This window comes from Psychrobacter sp. M17(2026) (assembly GCF_055699815.1).
Genome location: NZ_CM146741.1, coordinates 87,109 through 106,909, shown reverse-complemented (window position 1 = coordinate 106,909; position 19,801 = coordinate 87,109). Strand labels below are relative to the sequence as shown.

18 protein-coding genes and 2 tRNA genes are annotated in these 19,801 nt (G+C 42.5%); 6 read left to right on the top strand and 14 right to left on the bottom strand.

The genetic code is table 11. From position 1 onward, the window contains the following. Positions 1-169: 169 nt before the first annotated feature. From rpsO to tpiA, 12 genes are all read right to left on the bottom strand, one after another. Positions 170-436: a 30S ribosomal protein S15 gene (gene rpsO, locus ACR63T_RS00455; protein WP_201570865.1), complete on the bottom strand. Its 267-nt coding sequence runs from the start codon at positions 434-436 to the stop codon at positions 170-172. Between the two features lie 250 nt (positions 437-686). Next, positions 687-857, bottom strand: coding sequence for a hypothetical protein (locus ACR63T_RS00450; protein ID WP_305899282.1), 171 nt, complete (start codon positions 855-857; stop codon positions 687-689). A gap of 110 nt (positions 858-967) precedes the next feature. Then, the gene (locus ACR63T_RS00445; RefSeq protein WP_472784405.1) at positions 968-1,120 is read right to left on the bottom strand and encodes a hypothetical protein; all 153 of its coding nucleotides are present in this window, start codon (positions 1,118-1,120) and stop codon (positions 968-970) included. 258 nt (positions 1,121-1,378) lie between these two features. Continuing rightward, the gene (gene truB, locus ACR63T_RS00440; protein ID WP_472784404.1) at positions 1,379-2,413 is read right to left on the bottom strand and encodes a tRNA pseudouridine(55) synthase TruB; all 1,035 of its coding nucleotides are present in this window, start codon (positions 2,411-2,413) and stop codon (positions 1,379-1,381) included. Positions 2,414-2,418: 5 nt separating this feature from the next. Next, positions 2,419-2,868: a ribosome-binding factor A gene (locus tag ACR63T_RS00435; protein ID WP_472784403.1), complete on the bottom strand. Its 450-nt coding sequence runs from the start codon at positions 2,866-2,868 to the stop codon at positions 2,419-2,421. A gap of 142 nt (positions 2,869-3,010) precedes the next feature. After that, the gene (gene infB, locus ACR63T_RS00430; protein WP_305899278.1) at positions 3,011-5,749 is read right to left on the bottom strand and encodes a translation initiation factor IF-2; all 2,739 of its coding nucleotides are present in this window, start codon (positions 5,747-5,749) and stop codon (positions 3,011-3,013) included. Positions 5,750-5,899: 150 nt separating this feature from the next. Then, a complete protein-coding gene (nusA, locus tag ACR63T_RS00425) occupies positions 5,900-7,384 on the bottom strand; it encodes a transcription termination factor NusA (RefSeq protein ID WP_201570847.1) in 1,485 nt (494 codons plus the stop codon). A 97-nt stretch (positions 7,385-7,481) separates the two neighbouring features. Next, entirely contained in the window at positions 7,482-7,997 is a 516-nt protein-coding gene (rimP, locus tag ACR63T_RS00420) for a ribosome maturation factor RimP (RefSeq protein WP_472784402.1), read from the bottom strand. A 332-nt stretch (positions 7,998-8,329) separates the two neighbouring features. Continuing rightward, positions 8,330-8,406, bottom strand: a tRNA-Met gene (locus ACR63T_RS00415). Between the two features lie 167 nt (positions 8,407-8,573). Next, positions 8,574-8,658, bottom strand: a tRNA-Leu gene (locus ACR63T_RS00410). 263 nt (positions 8,659-8,921) lie between these two features. Further along, entirely contained in the window at positions 8,922-9,230 is a 309-nt protein-coding gene (gene secG, locus ACR63T_RS00405; protein ID WP_025652589.1) for a preprotein translocase subunit SecG, read from the bottom strand. A 261-nt stretch (positions 9,231-9,491) separates the two neighbouring features. Beyond that, on the bottom strand, positions 9,492-10,304 hold the full coding sequence (gene tpiA / locus ACR63T_RS00400; RefSeq protein WP_472784401.1) for a triose-phosphate isomerase: 813 nt from the start codon (positions 10,302-10,304) through the stop codon (positions 9,492-9,494). 326 nt (positions 10,305-10,630) lie between these two features. Here tpiA and pilB point away from each other — a divergent pair, with 326 nt between their 5' ends. From pilB to coaE, 4 genes are all read left to right on the top strand, one after another. Then, the gene (gene pilB / locus ACR63T_RS00395) at positions 10,631-12,340 is read left to right on the top strand and encodes a type IV-A pilus assembly ATPase PilB (protein ID WP_472784400.1); all 1,710 of its coding nucleotides are present in this window, start codon (positions 10,631-10,633) and stop codon (positions 12,338-12,340) included. A gap of 99 nt (positions 12,341-12,439) precedes the next feature. Then, positions 12,440-13,663 (top strand): type II secretion system F family protein, encoded by a 1,224-nt coding sequence (locus tag ACR63T_RS00390; RefSeq protein ID WP_201570835.1) that lies wholly within the window; start codon positions 12,440-12,442, stop codon positions 13,661-13,663. A gap of 7 nt (positions 13,664-13,670) precedes the next feature. After that, a complete protein-coding gene (locus ACR63T_RS00385) occupies positions 13,671-14,570 on the top strand; it encodes a prepilin peptidase (protein ID WP_472784399.1) in 900 nt (299 codons plus the stop codon). 207 nt (positions 14,571-14,777) lie between these two features. Then, positions 14,778-15,482: a dephospho-CoA kinase gene (gene coaE, locus ACR63T_RS00380; protein ID WP_472784398.1), complete on the top strand. Its 705-nt coding sequence runs from the start codon at positions 14,778-14,780 to the stop codon at positions 15,480-15,482. On the opposite strand, the gene rlmB is transcribed toward coaE, so the two are convergent. Then, positions 15,451-16,215: a 23S rRNA (guanosine(2251)-2'-O)-methyltransferase RlmB gene (gene rlmB, locus ACR63T_RS00375; RefSeq protein WP_472784397.1), complete on the bottom strand. Its 765-nt coding sequence runs from the start codon at positions 16,213-16,215 to the stop codon at positions 15,451-15,453. The genes coaE and rlmB overlap by 32 nt on opposite strands. A gap of 193 nt (positions 16,216-16,408) precedes the next feature. Continuing rightward, on the bottom strand, positions 16,409-16,744 hold the full coding sequence (ppnP, locus tag ACR63T_RS00370; protein WP_201570831.1) for a pyrimidine/purine nucleoside phosphorylase: 336 nt from the start codon (positions 16,742-16,744) through the stop codon (positions 16,409-16,411). 640 nt (positions 16,745-17,384) lie between these two features. On the opposite strand from ppnP, the gene recN reads away from it, so the two are divergent. Both recN and ACR63T_RS00360 read left to right on the top strand, forming a co-directional pair. Beyond that, entirely contained in the window at positions 17,385-19,061 is a 1,677-nt protein-coding gene (gene recN, locus ACR63T_RS00365; protein ID WP_472784396.1) for a DNA repair protein RecN, read from the top strand. A 135-nt stretch (positions 19,062-19,196) separates the two neighbouring features. Beyond that, complete coding sequence (locus tag ACR63T_RS00360) at positions 19,197-19,760, top strand: YqgE/AlgH family protein (protein WP_472784395.1); 564 nt, start codon at positions 19,197-19,199, stop codon at positions 19,758-19,760. Positions 19,761-19,801 lie beyond the last annotated feature (41 nt).

Below are 19,801 nucleotides of genomic sequence, written 5' to 3'. Positions count from 1 at the left end.
ACAGTCAGCATTTTTGAGATATTTTCATCGTGCACTATTTTACAGTGATTTAAGGCTATTGACCAATTTATTGGTTTAATAAATAATAGCCATAAAAAAACGGCATGAAGCTATTTCATACCGTTTCTGTACTGCTCAATTCTTATAATGATAATACATAAGGGTTGTATTAACGACGTAGACCTAATTGGCTGATCAAAGTAGTGTAACGACCTAAGTCCTTACCTTTTAAGTAATCAAGCAATTTACGACGAGTGTTAACCATACGGATAAGACCACGACGGCTATGATGATCCGCTTTGTGAGCTTTAAAATGGTTTTGTAAATCGTTGATACGCGCGCTTAAAAGAGCAACTTGAACTTCAGGAGAACCTGTGTCATTTTCGCCGCGCTGATATTGAGCAATGATATTTTCGCGATCGGTATTCGTTAGCATAAATTTCTCCAGCAATGCTAATAATTCTACAGAGCTTCAAGTAGTTGAACACTCATAGAATAATAAGATAATAAAATAGTTCGCTGTCCATTCAGGATAACCCTGCATTACTAGAGTTGACCTATTAGCCAGCAAACCCAATACGGTATTATAGTAGATAGTGTTTTATAACTAACGCTACTACAAACGTCAGCTATTATAGCAAAAAACTGTCAAGCTGACAGTCTTTTTTGATAGCAAAGATTAACCCTTATTTATTGACGTCATCTTGCTTGGCATTGCCACCTAAATCATCATCATTTAACGGCGCAGTAGTTGCCTCAGCAAGACTATCAGGCGCCTTGTCATTCGGATCAATCTCACCAGCTAGCTCTTGAATTTTCTTCTCCTCGACATCCATCTCTTTATTTGGCTTATCCATAATTTTATTCCCTGTATATTGATCACTATTGACATAAAGCTAGTAGTATAAAAAATGCCAACTGTTTGTACAGCCGACATCGTTTATTAAAGCTTATTAATTATCGATTATTACTTATCTTCTTTTGCATTTTCAGCAATGTGGTCTGCTGCTGCCTCAGTATCTTCGGTATAATTGTCTTCGGTTTGATTCTTTAAAGAATCCTGTGCCGCATCAGAACGTTGTTGCTCAAGTTTGGTATCGTTTGGATTAGGCTGTGACATAGTATTTTCCTTTTTATTTAGAGTTAGTTTATCTGAGATCTACGTTTAGCTACTTGTTCCATACTTTTAGTTATTATCTAATCTTTATGTTTATAGTTGTTGTATCAACAGTCAGTATTTATTAGTTTTGGTAATTGTTATTATTAACTGACATAGTCATGGTATAAAAAAAGCAGGTCTCACCGTAGGCGAAACCTGCAACTAAATGTAGCGGAATGTGATTAGTGTAATACACTAGTAAATTATGCAGCGATTAGGTTATCGTTGAATCAGCTTTTTGGGTTGCAAGCGTCCATTAAGACTAACCGCTCCCAATCCTAAGAACTGATTATTTTGATCTAATAGGCGGATATCAACGGGCAGTTCATGCTCTGGGATATTAGCATTTTCAGTTTTTTGTACATCTAATTGAACGTTATCAATAATATATTGTTGCAACGTCGGCGTTAGCTGTTCGATTACGTTCAGCCGTTGACCCATCTTGATCCGTTCACATTGTTCTGAATCTAAAACCAGCTGAGCTTCGATATAAATACAGGCATCTATAGGTAATAACTGTACAAACCTATTATCAAACTCTAGCGCTTCTAGCTCTGGCAAGCTTATCGCATTATTAATACTAAACTTGCCAACGTCCAAGCGTCTTAAAGCGGTTAGATGACCTAATGTATCTAAAGCTTTAGCAATATCCTCACCTAACACACGTACATAAGTCCCTTTAGTACAAGTCACCGTCAGCTCAATACTATTAGCACTAAGCATTGTCAAATCTAACGACTTGATAGTGATATCTCTAGGTGCTCGCTCAACCTCTATCCCAGCGCGCGCGTATTCGTAGAGCTTTTTGCCGTCTTTTTTTAGAGCTGAGTACATAGGTGGGATTTGCTGCTGGGCGCCCATGAACTGCTGAGCAATGCTAGTTAGTAGTTCATTATCGATAATTGGCACTGCTGTCTCAGCAATGATCTTACCATCCGCATCGCCTGTATCGGTCTGTTGACCCAGTAATATCGTTGCCTGATAAGATTTATCAGCGTCCAGTTGATAATGGCTGAACTTAGTCGCCTCACCTAAGCAAATAGGCAATAGACCCGTAGCCATGGGATCAAGAGTACCCGTATGCCCTGCTTTTTTACTGTCGTGAATAGGTGATTGAAACAGATACTTCACCTTTGACACCACTTGTTGGGAGGTCATACCTATAGGTTTATCAATTAAGATAACTCCAGAGACTTTTTGTTTAGAATATGGCTTATCACTTTGATGAGACGCTTGCTCAGACACTTTAGACATAGTAGCTATTTCTCTTGTGATTGCTCTTCTATCTGTGGCTCATCAATATTTAAGCCATCAGTATCTAAGCTATCAGTTTCGTTATCATCTGTTTTTGCATTGGCTTGACTGATTAGATCCATCATATAGTTACCACGAGCGGTAACTTCATCATAATGAAATCTAAGGCGCGGTGTCGTGCGCGTTTTGAGACTATGACTTAATTCAGTACGCAAGAATCCAGCGGCTTTATTGAGTACCTTAATACTCTCTTCATGATTGGTCTTAGTCATAGCATCATTGAGCTCAGGTTCCATGACAGTGACGTAGATATCGGCATAACCTAGATCAGGGCTGACTTTGACACTGGAGATAGTGACATATCCTGTTAGACGTGGGTCGTTGACAGCATCGCGAATGAGTACCGCAAGCTCACGCTGGATTTGATCTGCTAAACGTTGGAGACGTTGATTCATTCTATTATCCTAATTAAAATATTGTATTTTTAATAAAAATTTAAACCGTTAGTTTGCAATAAAAAAGGCCTAGCAGGATTACCCTGTTAGGCCTAATAACATCTTATTAAGGCATATCGAAAATATGACTTTAATAGCCTATTTAGATAGTACGTGCGAACTCTTGAATCTCAAAGACTTCGATTTTATCGCCATCTTCTACATCATAGCCACGAACGGCTAGACCACATTCCATGCCTGTGCGTACTTCATTAACATCTTCTTTATAACGACGTAATGATTGCAATTGACCAGTAAAGATAACTTGGTCAGCACGTAATACACGGATAGGTTTGTTGCGATAAATCGTACCTTCAACCACCATACAACCGGCAGCTGCACCGAACTTACTAGAGCGGAATACTTCACGCACATCAGCCACACCCAAGATTTTCTCACGATGTTCAGGAGCTAGCATACCACTCATGGCCGCTTTCACATCATCAATCAAACCATAGATAACACTGTAATAGCGAATGTCCATGTCAGCAGCATCTGCTTTACGACGTGCGGTAGTATCAGCGCGAACGTTGAAACCTAACAATACTGCCTCACTAGATTCAGCAAGGGTAACATCAGATTCTGAGATCGGACCAACACCTGAGCTAATAACGCGTACTTTGACTTCGTCGGTTGATAACTCATTTAATGCTGCCAATAGAGCTTCTAGTGAACCACGAACATCCGTTTTAAGGACGATGTTTAAGAAGGACACATCGCCTTGTTCCATCTGCTCAAACATACTCTCTAAGCGCATTTTATTCTGGCGCTCAAGCTGCTGCTCACGCTCACGGTTGGCCCTAAAGTCCGCCACTTCACGCGCTTTTTTCTCATCAGTTACGACTAAGAATTCGCTACCCGCAGCTGGTGTATCTGGTAAGCCTAGGATCTCAACAGGAATAGAAGGACCTGCAGTCTGAATACGTTTGCCATGCTCGTCAACCATAGCCCGTACACGGCCATAATACTCACCGGCTAAGACTAGATCGCCTTGCTTGAGCGTACCTTTTTTAACCAATACGCTAGCAACTGGACCACGACCTTTTTCTAGTCTTGATTCAATAACTACACCTTGCGCCGCACCGTCCAATGGTGCTTCTAATTCCATTAGCTCTGCAGTCAAACTGATGTATTCTAATAGCTCATCGATACCTTCGCCTGTTTTGGCTGAGATACGAGCCATAGGTGTGTCACCACCCCACTCTTCTGATATTACTTGCTTCGCCGTTAGCTCGTTTAATACACGATCTGGATCAGCGCTTGGCTTATCCATTTTATTAATCGCAACAATCAGCGGCGTACCAGCAGCACGAGCATGATCAATAGCTTCTTCGGTCTGTGGCATCATACCATCATCAGCGGCGACGACTAGTACGACGATATCTGTCGCTTGGGCACCACGTGAGCGCATCGCACTAAAGGCGGCGTGACCTGGTGTATCAAGGAAAGTAATAACGCCACGATCCGTTTTAACATGATAAGCACCGATATGCTGAGTAATTCCGCCAGCTTCGCCAGTGGCAACTTTGGTCTCACGAATCTTATCAAGTAGCGATGTTTTACCATGATCAACGTGACCCATGATAGTGACCACTGGTGGACGCGTCTGTACGTTACTGCTGCGCCCATCAACGGCATCATGTAGATCGTCTTCAACTTTGGTATCGCTGACTGGAACTGGATTGTGACCCATCTCTTCGACAATAAGACTAGCTGTCGCTTGGTCAATAGTATCTGATTCAGTCGCCATTTCACCCATTTTCATAAGTAACTTAGTGACTTCACGAGCTTTGACTGCCATACGCTGAGCCAAGTCTGCTACAGTAATCTGTTCGCTAATCTCAACATCATAAACGATTTTTTCCACAGGTTTTTCAAACTTGTGTTGACCAGCCTGCGCTGAACGTAAGCCGTTCTTACGGTTTTTGACTTCACGCTCGTCTTGGTTTTTGCGGCGGCGCCCACGAGTACCGGTGCTGTTAGCACCACGCTTGATCTCACGACGCTCTTTTTCAAATGACTCTTCTAGTGCGTCGCCAACTAGACCTTCGGCCAATGGCTCATCTTTACGCACTTCAGCAACAGGCTCACGGTCCGTATATTTACCAGCCATCTTGCGCATTTGCTCAAGAGTACGCTTTTGTGCCTCTTTTGCTTGTGCTTGACGTGTTTCAGCTTCAATCTCACGTAAACGATTTTCTTCAACTTCGCGTGCTTCGCGTGCTTTACGCTCAGCTGCAGTTTCAACTTTTGGCTTGGTGGCCGCAACTACTTTTTTCTTAGGCTTATCTTTATCTTTGGTGATAACTTCGACAGCGTCTTTGCTACCTTTTTTGACTACAACCGATGAGTTAGCGACTTTAGCGCTTTTGCTGGTTGAGCTTTTGCTAGAGCCTAAGCTACTACGCATAGCTGCTAGAGTAGCCGCTTGACGTTCCTCAGCTTTTTTCTTCGCCTCAGAACGCTCCTCGAGATCTTTGGCCGCCCGAGCTTGCGCTTCAATTAATGCCTGCTCACGCGCTGCTAACTCTTCAGCCATCTTCTCTGGATCAGGCTTTTCAAAGATTTTCTTTTTGCGCACTTCTACATTGACGCTCTTAGATTTGCCTGAAGAGCCAGTCACACGCGCAGTACTCGTCGTTTTAGATTTTAGACTAATACGACGCTTGTCTTGCTGACCATGACTTTGCTTTAAGTACGCCACTAGCTTCTCTTGCTCAGCTTCAGTGACTGGATCACCTTCACCGCGAGCAGGCATTCCAGCATCTTGCAGTTGCTGCTGTAAAGCACTTGCGGTTTTGCCTACCATGTCTGCCAGTTCTTTGACGGTCTTATCTGCCATTTATTATCACCTACTGTCTATTGTTTGCTATACATTCAATTGGGTTGTTGACTATCAATAATTGTGCTCAAGCTCATGTCAGTTTGCACTAGCATCAGCTTTGAATAATCGTCAGCATATCACCAAAAGACAGCGATATGCAGTTAACGCCTATTCATTGAACCAAGATTCCCGAGCTTTCATGATAAGTTTTCCTGCGGTTTCATTATCTAAACCTTCGATATCTTCTAAATCAAATACCGCCTGCTCAGCTAAGTCGTCTACGGTAATAATATCTTTTTGTGCCATTTTATAGGCTAAGCTTACCGTCATACCTTCAAGATCTTGTAGTTCTTGACTAGGCTCTTTCATGTTCTGTTGCTTAACGAGTTCATCCGCTATCACGACTTCTTTAGCACGTTCTTGAATCATATCGATCGCTTCGTCATCTAAGCCATCAATATCATAAAAGGTATCAACAGGCACATAAGCAACTTCTTCGATACTAGTGAAACCGATATCGACTAACGCTTGCGCTAAGTCTTGATCAACCTCTAAACGCTCGTAAAACAGATCGATAAAGGCTTTACTCTCGTTTTGCTGACGCTGTTGATACTCTTCTTCTAGCATCATGTTGAGCTTATAACCCGTCAGCTCAGAGGCAAGACGTACGTTTTGACCTTGTGAGCCAATAGCACGTGCCAACTGATCATTAGTGCTAAATACTATGTCAGCGGTCTTGGTATCTTCATCTAAGATGATACTGCTGACGTCAGCAGGTTCAAGCGAGCTAATAATAAATTGCGCAGGATCATCTGACCATACTACGACATCAATACGCTCGCCATCAAGCTCTTGCTGTACTGCTTGGATACGTGTACCGCGCATACCGATACAAGCACCGACAGGATCGATACGATGATCATTAGTTTTGACTGATATCTTAGCACGGGTACCTGGCAGACGAGCAACATTACGGATTTCGATAATTTGCTCAGCGATTTCAGGGACTTCTTTTTGCATCAAAGCAGATAGCATTTCTGGATGCGTACGTGATAACAGTAATTGCGCACCACGATTTTCACGATTCACATGATAGAGAATAGCATTAATCCGTGATTTAGCGCGTAGCTGTTCACGCGGCAACATCTGATCACGAGCTAGGTAGCCTTCAGCATTATCGCCGAGATCAATAATAAACCCATCACGCGTTTGTTTTTTGACTTCGCCATACATCATCTCGCCAATACGTGGCTCAAAGATATCAGCAACTAAAGCACGTTCCGCTTCACGAATCTTTTGAATGATGACTTGCTTGGCTTGAGTAGCAGCAATACGACCAAATTCGATAGAGTCGATTTGCTCTTCTTTAATATCACCGATAGACCATTCATCTTGATCTAAGTCAGTAATAGCGAGCTGACAAGCTGGCATTTCGTGATCTTCATCAGCAACAACCGTCCAGTAGCGATAAGTATCATAATCACCCGTTTCACGATTGATAGCGACACGTACTTCTACCTCTGGTTGCTCGGTATAGACCTTTTTCTTAGTCGATACTACTAGAGCATCTTCTATCGCTTCAAAAATATCTTCAGGATTTAAGCCCTTCTCGTTACTGACGGTTTCTACTACCGTTAAGATTTCACGACTCATACTCTACCCGTCCTATCATTTCATAATTGGCTTAAATTTTATAATTTATATTGTACTTTACTAGTTTAAACAATAATAAATACAATAATTTATTAAATTATTGATTAATAAAAGTTGCTTCTTCAAAAATTAAATTGGCTTTATCAATATTGATAAAATCAATCTCAAATTTTTCACCATCAGTAGCTGTGAGCTGTAATGAAGTCTCACCCATGCTATCGAGCTTGCCTGTGGCTTTACGACGTTTTTTGTCGCCTGAGCCTATCGCAGAGATCAAACGTAAACTTATAGTCTCACCAATGTAGTCACGCATTTGTGCATCGCGGAAAAACGCCCGATCAAAGCCTGGTGATGATACTTCTAAGATATACTCACCAGCGATAGGATCATGGACTTCTAAAATACCGCTAACCTGATGATTGACCGCTGCACAATTCTCAATAGTCACTTGCTTATCTTGTGCTTGTAACTCAGGTAGCGCTTCGATATAAATGCGCAATAGCGAGCGACGACCTTGAGGTACAAACTCCACACCCCATAGTGCAACATCGCAAGCTGCTACTGCAGGTTCAATAATACTGGTTAATTCTGCAACTTTAGTCGAAAGCTTCATAATTTATTTATAGTTTCCTAATTGATCTGATAACTTATTATTTATTGGCTCATTTGCTTTGTTGTGTTGTCTAACTATTTGTTTAACTGCTGTCTTTAACGATGTGCTTTTTATTATTAAACAGCTTGAAGCAAATGTTTTTCAACAAAAACCTTATAGGCGATACGCTGCATTTATAGCCAACGCTATCATAGTATATGGGTTTAGAGCTTAGCATAAGTAGGCTAGATACCGTTGTAACACTGACTGACAGATACAAAAAAACCCACAAACATAATGGTGGGCTAATTTACACTGAGTATTTAGTGTACAACAATCAGTATCGAAAAAAGTGGTAGCGGGGGCTGGATTTGAACCAACGACCTTCGGGTTATGAGCCCGACGAGCTACCAGACTGCTCCACCCCGCAACAATTTAGAATGCGTATTATAGGTAGGTTTTATAGAGTTGTCAACGATTATTTTAAATAATATTAAATTAAACGTTTAATTACTGCAATAACTTCTCTACTACCCATAATATTAATGTTGTTATGCCTCTAACTATCATTAATATTACGCCGTGCTACATAAAACTTGGTGCGATTGGGGGGACTTGAACCCCCACAGCTTGCGCCACCACCCCCTCAAGATGGCGTGTCTACCAATTCCACCACAATCGCTTATAACTTACTACTTAACCAAACTTGTCGCTTATTTTCAGCTTATTCACTATTATGAGGATAACAGTAAGCCGATAAAATAATATCTATTCTATGCCAATAAACCAATCAAGAAAGTTATTGCCTGTCAAAAACAGAAAAGTATTGTAAAACTAAGCAGCTAAAATAGCAAGGCTTTAGATAAATCACCTTACTTTTATAACTATTGCTACTTATCTAAAAAAACATCAGTAAAAAATAAGAATATTAAAAGCTAACCCTTGTCACTGCGGGTTTTGAGTCAAAGGACGTGGCGTCTGTGGCGCTGACACTGGTGCGTCTAATCGAAACTGATCTTCAGCTTGTTTACGCGCATGCACTGCAAGGGTCATACTGGTAATAAAAAATATGACTGTCAGTACTGCGGTGGCGCGAGTCAAAAAGTTGGCCGTTCCCGCGGCGCCAAATACCGTACCCGAAGACCCTGCTCCAAAAGATGCGCCAGCGTCTGCCCCTTTACCATGCTGAATCAAAATCAAGCCGATCATAGCAATCGCCACGATAATGTGCAGGGCTAATATAAACGTAAACATGCTGGCCTCTTTTGCCGCCTGATGACGACTGATAACAATAATAAAATGTGAATAAAGCTTTTAGATGGTGCCCAAGTTAAATGATGACTAGGTTTTTGCAAGCTGATCAATGCCGTAGAACTGAGCATTAAAAACAACTAAGTATTAAAAATAACTTATTCTAAAAACCTAGCACCAAAAAACCAAGTGCTAAAACAAGCATTATAAATAAGGCGCATTGTACACGATTGCAAGGGTATTATTAAAGCGACTTTTATAGACTTAAGATTTAGCGCTGCTAAAAGCTTTAGCAATGGCCAAAAAACTCTCTGATTTTAAAGCAGCTCCGCCAACTAAGGCTCCATTTATTGCAGGATTAGCTGCAAAACTTGCGGCGTTATCAGCATTGACACTACCGCCATATAACACGGTAAACTCTGCCAAATTAGCATCAAAGCTTGCCAATGTTTGCTTAATATAACCGTGAGTAGCAGCCACTTCTGTAACGGTTGGCACTTTGCCTGTTCCTATCGCCCAGACTGGCTCGTAAGCAATAATAAGATGCTCAGCCAAGTTGCTGGCTTGTGTTACAGATACAGGCTCCAAAGATTGTTTTGCAAGCCAGTCTTTAACGACTGCCAATTGCTCAGCAAGCACAGTAAAAGTCTCGCTTGCATCATACTGCGCTTGGGTTTCACCAATACACAGCACTACGTTCAGATTTTGACTAAGTGCATGAGTCAATTTTTGTAGCAAAGTATCATTCGTCTCGCGATGATATTGACGACGCTCTGAGTGACCAAGAATCGTCCAAGTCGCGCCAGCATCAGCGACTTGCTGCGCTGAGCAATCGCCTGTATAAGCACCTGTACTCCCACTATGAGCACTAATATCTTGCGCCGCACTTAGTATTGGCGTGCCCTGCACTCGCCCGCTTACCGAAGCTAAATGCACACAGCTAGGCGCTACCATCAACTGACAAGGCGTAGTGACATCATCTTTTGCTACTGCCGCTAATAACTGATCTAACAACATATTTACATCGTTATTTGTGGCCGGATTTTGTTTCCAGTTGCCAATTACCCAAGACTGCATCACTTATCTACCTTGTCAAATTATCAAACATATTTTTATATGCGCGTCAGTATAACAAATATTTGGCAAGTGCTATAGTATAGTGTTGGAGCTACTGATATAAGTCGATTAAATCTGATCCGAATTGATAACTTGTCATGATTTTTGCATATTTTTGCATATAGTAACTTACGGTTTAACAACTTACCGTTATCATGATTATTGAAAAAATTAATATAAGTGCGGTGCTAAGGTATGTCCTTACAACCCTACACAAAAATAATTATCCGCGGTTGATGCTGCTTTAAATAATAAAATTAGCGGTTTTGTATTAAGGAACACAGGTTATGTCTACTGTTATTAGTAAATTTGGCGGCTTAGCAGAGCAGTTGGTCAGTGCAGGACTGGTCAGTGATAAAGATATGCGCAGTGCTCAAACTGAGGCGCAGCAGCAACAGGTAGGTCTAGTCGCTTATTTGGTTGGCAACAAATTGGCTGATGCTTATAAACTAGCTTTATTGCTGTCTGAATCTTTTGGCGATCCTCTGTTCGATCTCGATGTGCTTAATAATAGTGTGATCCCTAAAGATCTAGTCGATGAAAAAATCGTTCGTAAATTTAACGCTTTACCGATATTTAAGCGGGGTCAACGTCTTTTTGTGGCTTTGAGTGATCCTACGCGTATCGACGCGATTGATGCACTAGCGTTCAACTCACGTCTATCTATTGAGGCGGTACTGGTCGAGGAGAACAAGCTAAGAAGACGTATCGATAGTGTTTACGCGGATACGATGCAAAGCTTCAGTAACTTCGCTGATAGCGATTTCAACGTTGATTTTGATGAAGGGGGTGAAAGTGAGGTTGAAACCCGCCTTAATGATAGCGTTGATGAAGCGCCAGTAGTAAAATTTGTCAATAAGATGCTGGTTGAAGCTATTCGTATGGGTGCTTCAGATTTGCACTTCGAGCCGTATGAGAAGAGCTATCGCGTACGCTTTCGAGTCGATGGTGTTATGCAAAAAATGGCCAATCCACCGGTACAACTGGCTAATAAGATTGCCGCTCGTCTAAAGGTGATGTCACAAATGGATATCTCTGAGCGCCGCGTGCCGCAAGATGGACGTATCAAGCTCAAGCTCTCCAAAAGCAGAGCTATCGATTTTCGAGTGAACTCATTGCCTACGCTGTTTGGTGAAAAAATCGTCCTGCGTATTTTAGATCCTTCATCAGCCATGCTAGGTATTGATGCGCTAGGCTATGAGCCTGATCAAAAAGAGCTGTTCTTGACCGCTTTAAGTAAGCCACAAGGGATGATTCTAATTACAGGGCCTACTGGTTCTGGTAAAACGGTATCGTTATATACAGGTATTAATATCCTGAATACGGGCGAGACCAATATTTCAACTGCAGAGGATCCAGTCGAGATCAACCTAGAGGGCATCAATCAGGTCAACGTTAATTCTAAGGTAGGACTAACTTTTGCCAATGCACTCAAGTCATTCTTACGTCAAGATCCTGATATTGTGATGGTTGGTGAGATTCGTGATTTAGAAACCGCTGAGATAGCTGTTAAAGCAGCACAAACAGGTCACTTAGTATTATCGACGCTACATACTAACTCGGCTCCCGAGACCTTGACTCGCCTCAAAAATATGGGCGTAGCTTCGTTTAATATTGCAACTTCAGTGAACTTAGTTATCGCTCAACGACTGGCTAGACGTTTATGCAATAACTGCAAAAAGCCTATTGATGTTCCTCGAATCAGTCTAGTAGAGCTGGGCTTTAGTGATGAACAACTAGACGATTCAGGTAATGTCATCTACGGGCCTATAGGTTGTAGTGAATGCCGCGAAGGATATAAAGGCCGAATCGGTATTTATGAGGTGCTAAGAGTAACTAATGATATCTCTCGTATCATTATGGAAGATGGTAATGCAATCGATATAAAAGATGAGGCACTCAAAAACGGCTTTCGTGATTTGCGCCACTCAGGTATCTTAAAAGTATTGCAGGGCATGACTAGTATTCAAGAGATGATGCGCGTGACTTCTGAATAAATTATATAATGCTATTTAAAATAGCCTTTTTATCAGGTGTTATGGTGTTATTTATATCATTACCAGTATATTTAATTAAGTAAATTTGAGGGTTAAGAGATGGCAAAAGCTAAGACCGACATGCTGTTAGATTTTGTCTATGATGGGGTCAATCGGCGTGGACAAAAAGTCAAAGGCGAAACGACCAGTCGCAATTTAGAGCTGGCAAAGGCGACCTTGCGCAAGCAGGGCATTACCGTCAAAACCATCAAGAAAAAGCCTAAAGCGCTTTTTGAATTTAAAAAGTCTATCAAGCCTATCGATATTGCTATTTTTTCGCGCCAGCTGGCAACGATGATGAAAGCCGGTGTTCCATTAACCCAATCTTTTGAGATCGTGGCGGACTCTCTAGATAATCCTACTATGAAAGAATTAGTACTACAGATCAAAGCAGATATTGAATCGGGAAGTAATTTTTCCTCAGCGCTACGTCGACATCCGCGTTACTTTGATGATCTATTCTGCTCGCTTGTTGAGTCGGGTGAGCAATCAGGGGCGCTTGAAACTATGCTTGAGCGGGTCGCCACTTATAAAGAAAAGAGCGAGCTACTCAAAGCTAAGATTCGTAAAGCTATAAAATACCCAATAGCGGTAATAGTCGTTGCAGTCATTGTCACTATGATTCTATTGATAAAAGTAGTACCTGTATTCTCGGACCTTTTTGAATCCTTTGGTGCTGAATTACCCGCTTTTACTCGGATGGTAGTCGGTATGTCTGAGTGGATGCAATCTTGGTGGTTTATTTTAATCATTGTCATTGGCGGCGCTATTATTGGCTTTTCTGAAGCGAAAAAACGCTCGAAAAAGTTTCGCGATTTTTTAGATCGAGCCGTTTTGAAAGCCCCTGTATTTGGTAAGATTGCTTACCAAGCAGTTATTGCTCGTTTTGCTCGTACTCTATCAACGACGTTCGCAGCAGGTGTTCCCTTGATTGATGCACTAGACTCTACCGCTGGGGCAACTAATAATGTGGTGTTTTATAATGCGACTCAACAGATTAAGAATGATGTTTCAACGGGTCAGCAGCTACAGTTCTCTATGCGCTCAACCAATTTATTTCCTAGTATGGCAATTCAAATGGTAGGTATCGGTGAGGAATCTGGTAGCTTAGAGGAGATGCTAGATAAAGTCGCGGTCTACTACGAAAATGAAGTCGACAACGCCGTTGATGGGCTAACGAGTCTACTGGAACCTTTTATTATGGCTATTCTTGGCGTATTAGTAGGTGGTCTAGTCATTGCTATGTACTTACCTATTTTCCAATTGGGTAATGTAGTAGGATAAAAGTTTAATGCAATTAATAGAATTATTACAACAAAACATGACTGTAGCCCTGCTCGTATTTGCACTATTAGGGCTTTGTGTGGGCAGCTTTTTAAATGTCGTTATTCATCGCATACCGTTGATGATGCAGTTTGAATGGCGACAGGAGTGCAGTCAATTTTTGGTACAGCAGCCTGAGACATTAGAAGCTCAAGCGCATGATATCGCAGCTATCATTGCCAAAGACACCCCTATTACTTTAAGCCGTCCAGCGTCGCGTTGTCCCAACTGTGCTCATAAAATCAAGTGGTATGAGAATATACCCCTTATCAGCTGGATAGGTTTACGCGGACGTTGCTCGGACTGCAAGGCTTCTATCAGTTGGCGCTATCCGCTCGTTGAGCTGATTACCGCTCTGCTCTCAGCATTGGTTATTTATCACTTTGGCGTCACCATGGTAGGTCTTTCAGCACTTATACTCGTGTGGACTTTGATAGCGCTGACGGGCATTGATTTTGATACTCAGCTACTACCAGATCGCTTAACTTTCCCACTGGCAGGGTTGGGGCTCGCGGTTAATTCGCAAAGCTGGTTTGTCAGTCCGACGCAAGCTATTTGGGGCTTGCTACTAGGGTTTTTATCTTTATGGATCGTAGTGAAGGTGTTTTATTTACTAACGAAAAAGCACGGTATGGGGCAAGGTGATTTTAAATTAATGGCGGTATTAGGCGCTTGGCTTGGACCAATGATGCTACCTCTTATTATCTTATTATCTTCGCTATTAGGTTCTGTCGTTGGCATTGTTTTGATGAGGATACATGGCGCAAGCAAACCTTTTGCCTTTGGGCCTTATATTGCAGTTGCGGGGATTATTGCTTTACTATACGGTAATGATATCATTAGCTGGTATTTGGCTATGTATATTTAGGGCTACGGAACAAACCGTTATCACAACAGTCATTATATTATCTTGCACGCTTGCTGGCGTGCTTTAAAATCCCTTTCAGCTGACAATAAGTAAACCCACCCTGATACTTTTTGCACTACTAACCGTTACGCTAAAGCTGTCGTTTTGAAATTTATATCAGCGCTATATTAGCTATCTATCTTTTTATTTATAAAATAAGTGGCCTTTATGAGTATTAATAGCACATCATCTGCGCAGAGCCATGATCATACCGATCAGCCGCAAACTATTAGCCAAGCTAAGAGTAAAAAGCTAGTAGTGGGCTTAACAGGTGGTATCGGTAGCGGTAAGTCAGCGACTAGCGCCTGGTTCGCTGAGCAGGGGATGGACATTATAGATGCTGATGTCCTCGCTCACGAGGTCGTGGCTAAAGGTAGTACTACCTTACACAAAATTCAAAGAAAATTTGGCGATTGGGCTATCAAGGATAATGGTGAAATGGATCGCGCTGCGGTACGTACGCATGTTTTTGCTCATCCAGCCGCGCTTATTGAGCTTGAATCTATTACCCATCCCGCGATACGCGAGGCGGCAAAAAAGCAATTGGCAGCGAGTACTTCAGCCTATGTTATATTGTCAGCACCCCTACTGATAGAGGCGGCTGAAGCAGGACTGGCGAATTTATGTCAGCGCATTCTGGTCGTTGATGCTAGTGAAGACACCCAGCTTGCTCGTGCCAGCTTACGAGACTCGCAAAGCGTACCAAAGATTAAAGCAATCATGGCCAATCAGCTTAGTCGCACTGAGCGCAATAGTCACGCTGATGACGTAGTGACCAATGAAGCTGATCTAGACGCTCTGCATTTGCAGCTAGAGCCTCTACACCAAAATTATCTGCAGCTTACTCAGTTGTTAGCGCGCGCTGCCGATTAACTTCATATAATGCCATTCCCGTTGCAACGCTGACATTCAGGCTTTGCAAATTACCATGCTCATTACCTGACATCGGAATATAGACCAGCTCATCACAGCTCTCTGTGGTAAGCCGGCGCATGCCTTCGCCCTCAGAGCCCATAATCAGCGCCGTCTTACCTGTCAAATCAGCATCATGTATTGGCTTAGCATCATCGCTTAGTGCCGTACCGAATACGAATACCCCTGCCTGTTTAATTTGCGCCAGCGTCCGTGCCAGATTAGTGACACTGATAATAGGCATCATCTCAGCGGCTCCTACGGATACTTTAGCAACCGTTGGCGTGAGACTGGCGGCATGATGCTTGGGACAAATAACCGCATTCACTCCCATCGCCACCGCCGTGCGTAAGCAAGCGCCAAAATTATGCGCATCGGTAATTTGATCTAGTACTAATAAGAGACAATCATCGCGAGCGACCAGCTCATCTAATAACCCCTCATTAGCAAAGCTTAGAGGACGTGCATGCAGCACTAGCCCTTGATGCTGCGGACTACCGCAAAGCTGAGTAAGATTGTCTTTTTGAGTAGGCTGAATACTTATGCCATTATCTTTGGCCTCAGTAATGATAGCTTGCACATGGCTATCACTCTCGCGACCTTGCTGTACAAAGAGGCTGAGTGCATCAAGCGGACGATGAGTGAGTAAGGCTTCAATCGCGTGGATGCCATAGAAATAGATGGGTTTTGCCATGTTGCGCCTGCTGGTTAATTAAAAAGTGGAGATAAGCTTACTGTATTTATAAACAATTTATAAGCAAAAAAGTAATAACTAGAAGCATAAGCAAAAAGAAACAAACAAAATCGGCATGATCTTATTTGTTTCTTTTAAAGGTAATAACGTATCTGTAGCCACTGGTTTATTGATCTAAATATCCAAACAGCAGCTAGCCTTCTAGATGGCAAATATATTGCACGATCTCTTCGGTACGTAGATTAAAGCTGCTATTGCCTTCGACCACAAAGGACTGACCAGCACGATAATAGCCAAAATCTTCGTCGCCGTTTATTTTGACCTCGCATTCACCGCTGATAATCTCAATACGCTCTGAGGTATTGGTGCTAAAGTGATATTGCTCAACCGTAGTATCTGAGGGCAGAATAACGCCTAAAGTCTTATGGCGTCCATCTTCAAACATAAGGGTGTGACTTGAACAACGCCCATCATACGATATCGTCGCTTGAGCGTTAACGGTTACATTAGTAAATTGTGCCGCTGCCATAATGACTTCCTTATTAAATATTGTTACCCAAACTAAAATAAGTATTATTTTACTATTTGCTTTTAATAATAAGTTTTAACAGTATAAATTGAATATCTTCACAAGGTAAGCTACGGTTTTAATAAGTGATGACTTAAGATTAAACCATAGCTTTTTATTTTCAATATGCTTCGACAACCAGAGTCTGTCGCTAATGACTCACAAAACTGCTTATGATTTACAGAGTTTGACAGTTGAGTTTATGATTAAGTGCGATTATGCTACCACATTACGTCTAAAAAGTTTGTTATTGTGTCACTAAAAATGTCGCAATTGTATCTAATTCATCAATGATTACTAACGAAAAATAGGCTGCAACGCTTATAGTATCTGCATAATACTGGACATTTTCAATGATAAAATCAACAATAAACTATCTCACCTTGTCGAGCTATGATGTCACAGCTTGAGATATTATCGGCAACTGACTTAATTGACTTAATTGACTTAATTGACTTAATTGACTTAATTGACTATAAGTTGTATTTCGCACTTTATGTCATCATATAGCAACTTTATTCTTAACCTATTTACAATAAGATTGACTAGCAACAAAATCAACGATTGACACCTTGTTTACCACTTGCCACGAGAGGCTTTGATGCTGTTATCCCTAACCCTACATCAGTTTGCGCTCATTGCTAAGCATGAGCTAAGTGTGGCTGAAGGCTTCAATGTCATCACCGGAGAAACAGGGGCAGGCAAGTCGCTATTGCTTGATGCTCTATCCTTATGTATAGGTGAGCGTGCTGATAGCGCTATGGTCAGACATGGTGCTGACTATGCCGATATTTATGCCCAGTTCGATGTCACCGCTAATGCGGTAGTTGCCCAGTGGTTCGCGCAGCACGAGCGTGAGTTAGATGAGCACGAGCTATTAATACGCCGTCAGCTCAGTAGTAACGGGCGCTCAAAAGCTTGGTTAAATGGGTCACCTGTTAGTCTTGCTGAGCTGAAAACTTTAGGGGCATTGCTGGTTAATATTCATAGTCAGCATGCCCAGCAAGCATTGCTCAAGCCACAGTTTGTGGTGCAGTGGCTAGATGCGATGGCACAGATAACGCCATTAGCTATGCAAACAGCCAACAGCTTCGGGCAGTATCAGCAGCTCAAGCGCCGCGCTGATGATATTGCCAGTCGTGAAGCCCAGCGCCAAGACCGTATACAGCTATTGCAGAGTCAGCTAAGTGATATCGCACCGTTACTAGCCGTTGATTATCATGAAATAGAAGCGGAACACGAAGAGCTGTCCAATATTGAGGCGCTGATGCAAGAGGCCAGTCAGGGCTTGCATCTGCTCGATAATGATACTGATGAGCCTGATGTGATGACTCTGCTAGGTCAAGCGATTAAGATCTGTGATAATCAGACTGGTGTCAGTCAAACTTTTGGTCAAGTCTCAGAACAGCTCCATCTAGCCCAGCAACAAATCACGGAAGCGTCTGCCCTACTCTCCGACTATGCCGAGCAGCAATTGCCCGATCCTGAACGCTTGCAAGAGCTGGACAGTTTAATTAGCTTAGGTCATCGTCTATCTCGCAAGCACAATTTGCCTGCTAATGACTTAATAGACGAGGCAAAAGGCTGGCAACAGCAGTTAGAGCAATTAGAAAACGAGCCTAGCAGTGACGTGTTAGCCGCCCAAATTGATGAGGCTTGGCAAGCGTATTTACTATTAGCAGATCAGCTTAATGATAAGCGGGCTCAAGCTGCGCCTGTGGTTTGCGCCCAGCTAGTCGCTCAATTGCAACCTTTAGCTTTGCCTAACGCACGCTGTGAGTTTGTGTTTACGGCTAGAGAGGCAGCTCAGAGTAATGCGCAGGGTCGCTATGATATTGAGCTGTTATTTAGCGCGAACGTCGGTATGCCGATGCAGCCATTACATAAGATTGCCTCAGGTGGCGAGCTGTCACGAATGGCGCTGGTGATGCAAGTATTACAAGTGACCAATAGCGATAATAATGCCGCCAAGCCTATGCTAGTATTCGATGAGGTCGATGTCGGTATCAGCGGTGGCACCGCACAAGTTGTCGGTGAATTACTGCGCACCCTCGGTCAGACTCAACAGCTCCTTGCTATCACCCATCAAGCACAAGTTGCCGCGCAGGCGCATCAGCATATCTTAGTGCAAAAGCATCATCTCGAGCAGACCCAAAGCGAGTTGGTTATCTTGACTCAAGAGGAGCAAGTCAACGAGCTGGCGCGGATGTCAGGTGGGGTGATTATTACCGATGTCACGCGTGACCATGCCCGTAGCCTACTCAGTGATGTCAAATAACTGCCTTTATTTTGACAAGCGCCATGATGAAAGGTGTTTCTTATTTAGAGTGTAGGCTACTAGATTTTGGTTGATTTCTCGATTGCTATCGCCATATAGTAATGTCTCAGCTCTTTTTAGGTTGCATCTGTCTCTATGTCTAAAGTCAATTTGACCCATCACTTCTTAATTGCTGCACCAGATCTGTCAGACCCACGGTTTGAGCAGGCGCTTATCTATATCTGTCGTCATGACAAACATGGAGCATTAGGCCTGATGGTCAATCGGCCTATAGAACAAGCACAAGTCGGTCGGCTACTTGAGAATCTAGATATCGAAGTCACTGATGAGCAAGTGATGGAGGATTTGGCGTTGGAGGGTGGCCCGATGTATCCTGAGGTTGGTTTTGTGCTGCATACAGGTCAGCCACAGTGGGCGTCCTCGTTTGCTATCTCAGAAAACGTCTGTATTACTACCAGCCAAGATATTCTAAAGCGTATTGCCGTGGGTCAAGGGGTTGGTCACTATCAGCTCTGCTTAGGTCATGCTAGCTGGGGCAAAAAGCAATTAGAGAACGAGTTAAATAATGGCGATTGGCTGGTCTGTCCTGCGGATCTAAACCTGCTCTTTAACACGCCTTTCGAGGAGCGTTGGCAATTGGCTGCTAATAAAATCGGTGTTAACCTTGATTATCTGGTGGTGTATCAGAAAGTATGCTGAGGTAATAAAGGAGGGTGACAGCCAAAGCAAGATGATATATT

Excerpts from the sequence above, each read along its gene's own strand:
- rpsO (WP_201570865.1), bottom strand. The coding sequence starts at position 436 with ATGCTAACGAATACCGATCGCGAAAATATCATTGCTCAATATCAGCGC.
- ACR63T_RS00450 (WP_305899282.1), bottom strand. The coding sequence starts at position 857 with ATGGATAAGCCAAATAAAGAGATGGATGTCGAGGAGAAGAAAATTCAA.
- ACR63T_RS00445 (WP_472784405.1), bottom strand. The coding sequence starts at position 1,120 with ATGTCACAGCCTAATCCAAACGATACCAAACTTGAGCAACAACGTTCT.
- truB (WP_472784404.1), bottom strand. The coding sequence starts at position 2,413 with ATGTCTAAAGTGTCTGAGCAAGCGTCTCATCAAAGTGATAAGCCATAT.
- ACR63T_RS00435 (WP_472784403.1), bottom strand. The coding sequence starts at position 2,868 with ATGAATCAACGTCTCCAACGTTTAGCAGATCAAATCCAGCGTGAGCTT.
- infB (WP_305899278.1), bottom strand. The coding sequence starts at position 5,749 with ATGGCAGATAAGACCGTCAAAGAACTGGCAGACATGGTAGGCAAAACC.
- nusA (WP_201570847.1), bottom strand. The coding sequence starts at position 7,384 with ATGAGTCGTGAAATCTTAACGGTAGTAGAAACCGTCAGTAACGAGAAG.
- rimP (WP_472784402.1), bottom strand. The coding sequence starts at position 7,997 with ATGAAGCTTTCGACTAAAGTTGCAGAATTAACCAGTATTATTGAACCT.
- secG (WP_025652589.1), bottom strand. The coding sequence starts at position 9,230 with ATGTTTACGTTTATATTAGCCCTGCACATTATCGTGGCGATTGCTATG.
- tpiA (WP_472784401.1), bottom strand. The coding sequence starts at position 10,304 with ATGCAGTCTTGGGTAATTGGCAACTGGAAACAAAATCCGGCCACAAAT.
- pilB (WP_472784400.1), top strand. The coding sequence starts at position 10,631 with ATGTCTACTGTTATTAGTAAATTTGGCGGCTTAGCAGAGCAGTTGGTC.
- ACR63T_RS00390 (WP_201570835.1), top strand. The coding sequence starts at position 12,440 with ATGGCAAAAGCTAAGACCGACATGCTGTTAGATTTTGTCTATGATGGG.
- ACR63T_RS00385 (WP_472784399.1), top strand. The coding sequence starts at position 13,671 with ATGCAATTAATAGAATTATTACAACAAAACATGACTGTAGCCCTGCTC.
- coaE (WP_472784398.1), top strand. The coding sequence starts at position 14,778 with ATGAGTATTAATAGCACATCATCTGCGCAGAGCCATGATCATACCGAT.
- rlmB (WP_472784397.1), bottom strand. The coding sequence starts at position 16,215 with ATGGCAAAACCCATCTATTTCTATGGCATCCACGCGATTGAAGCCTTA.
- ppnP (WP_201570831.1), bottom strand. The coding sequence starts at position 16,744 with ATGGCAGCGGCACAATTTACTAATGTAACCGTTAACGCTCAAGCGACG.
- recN (WP_472784396.1), top strand. The coding sequence starts at position 17,385 with ATGCTGTTATCCCTAACCCTACATCAGTTTGCGCTCATTGCTAAGCAT.
- ACR63T_RS00360 (WP_472784395.1), top strand. The coding sequence starts at position 19,197 with ATGTCTAAAGTCAATTTGACCCATCACTTCTTAATTGCTGCACCAGAT.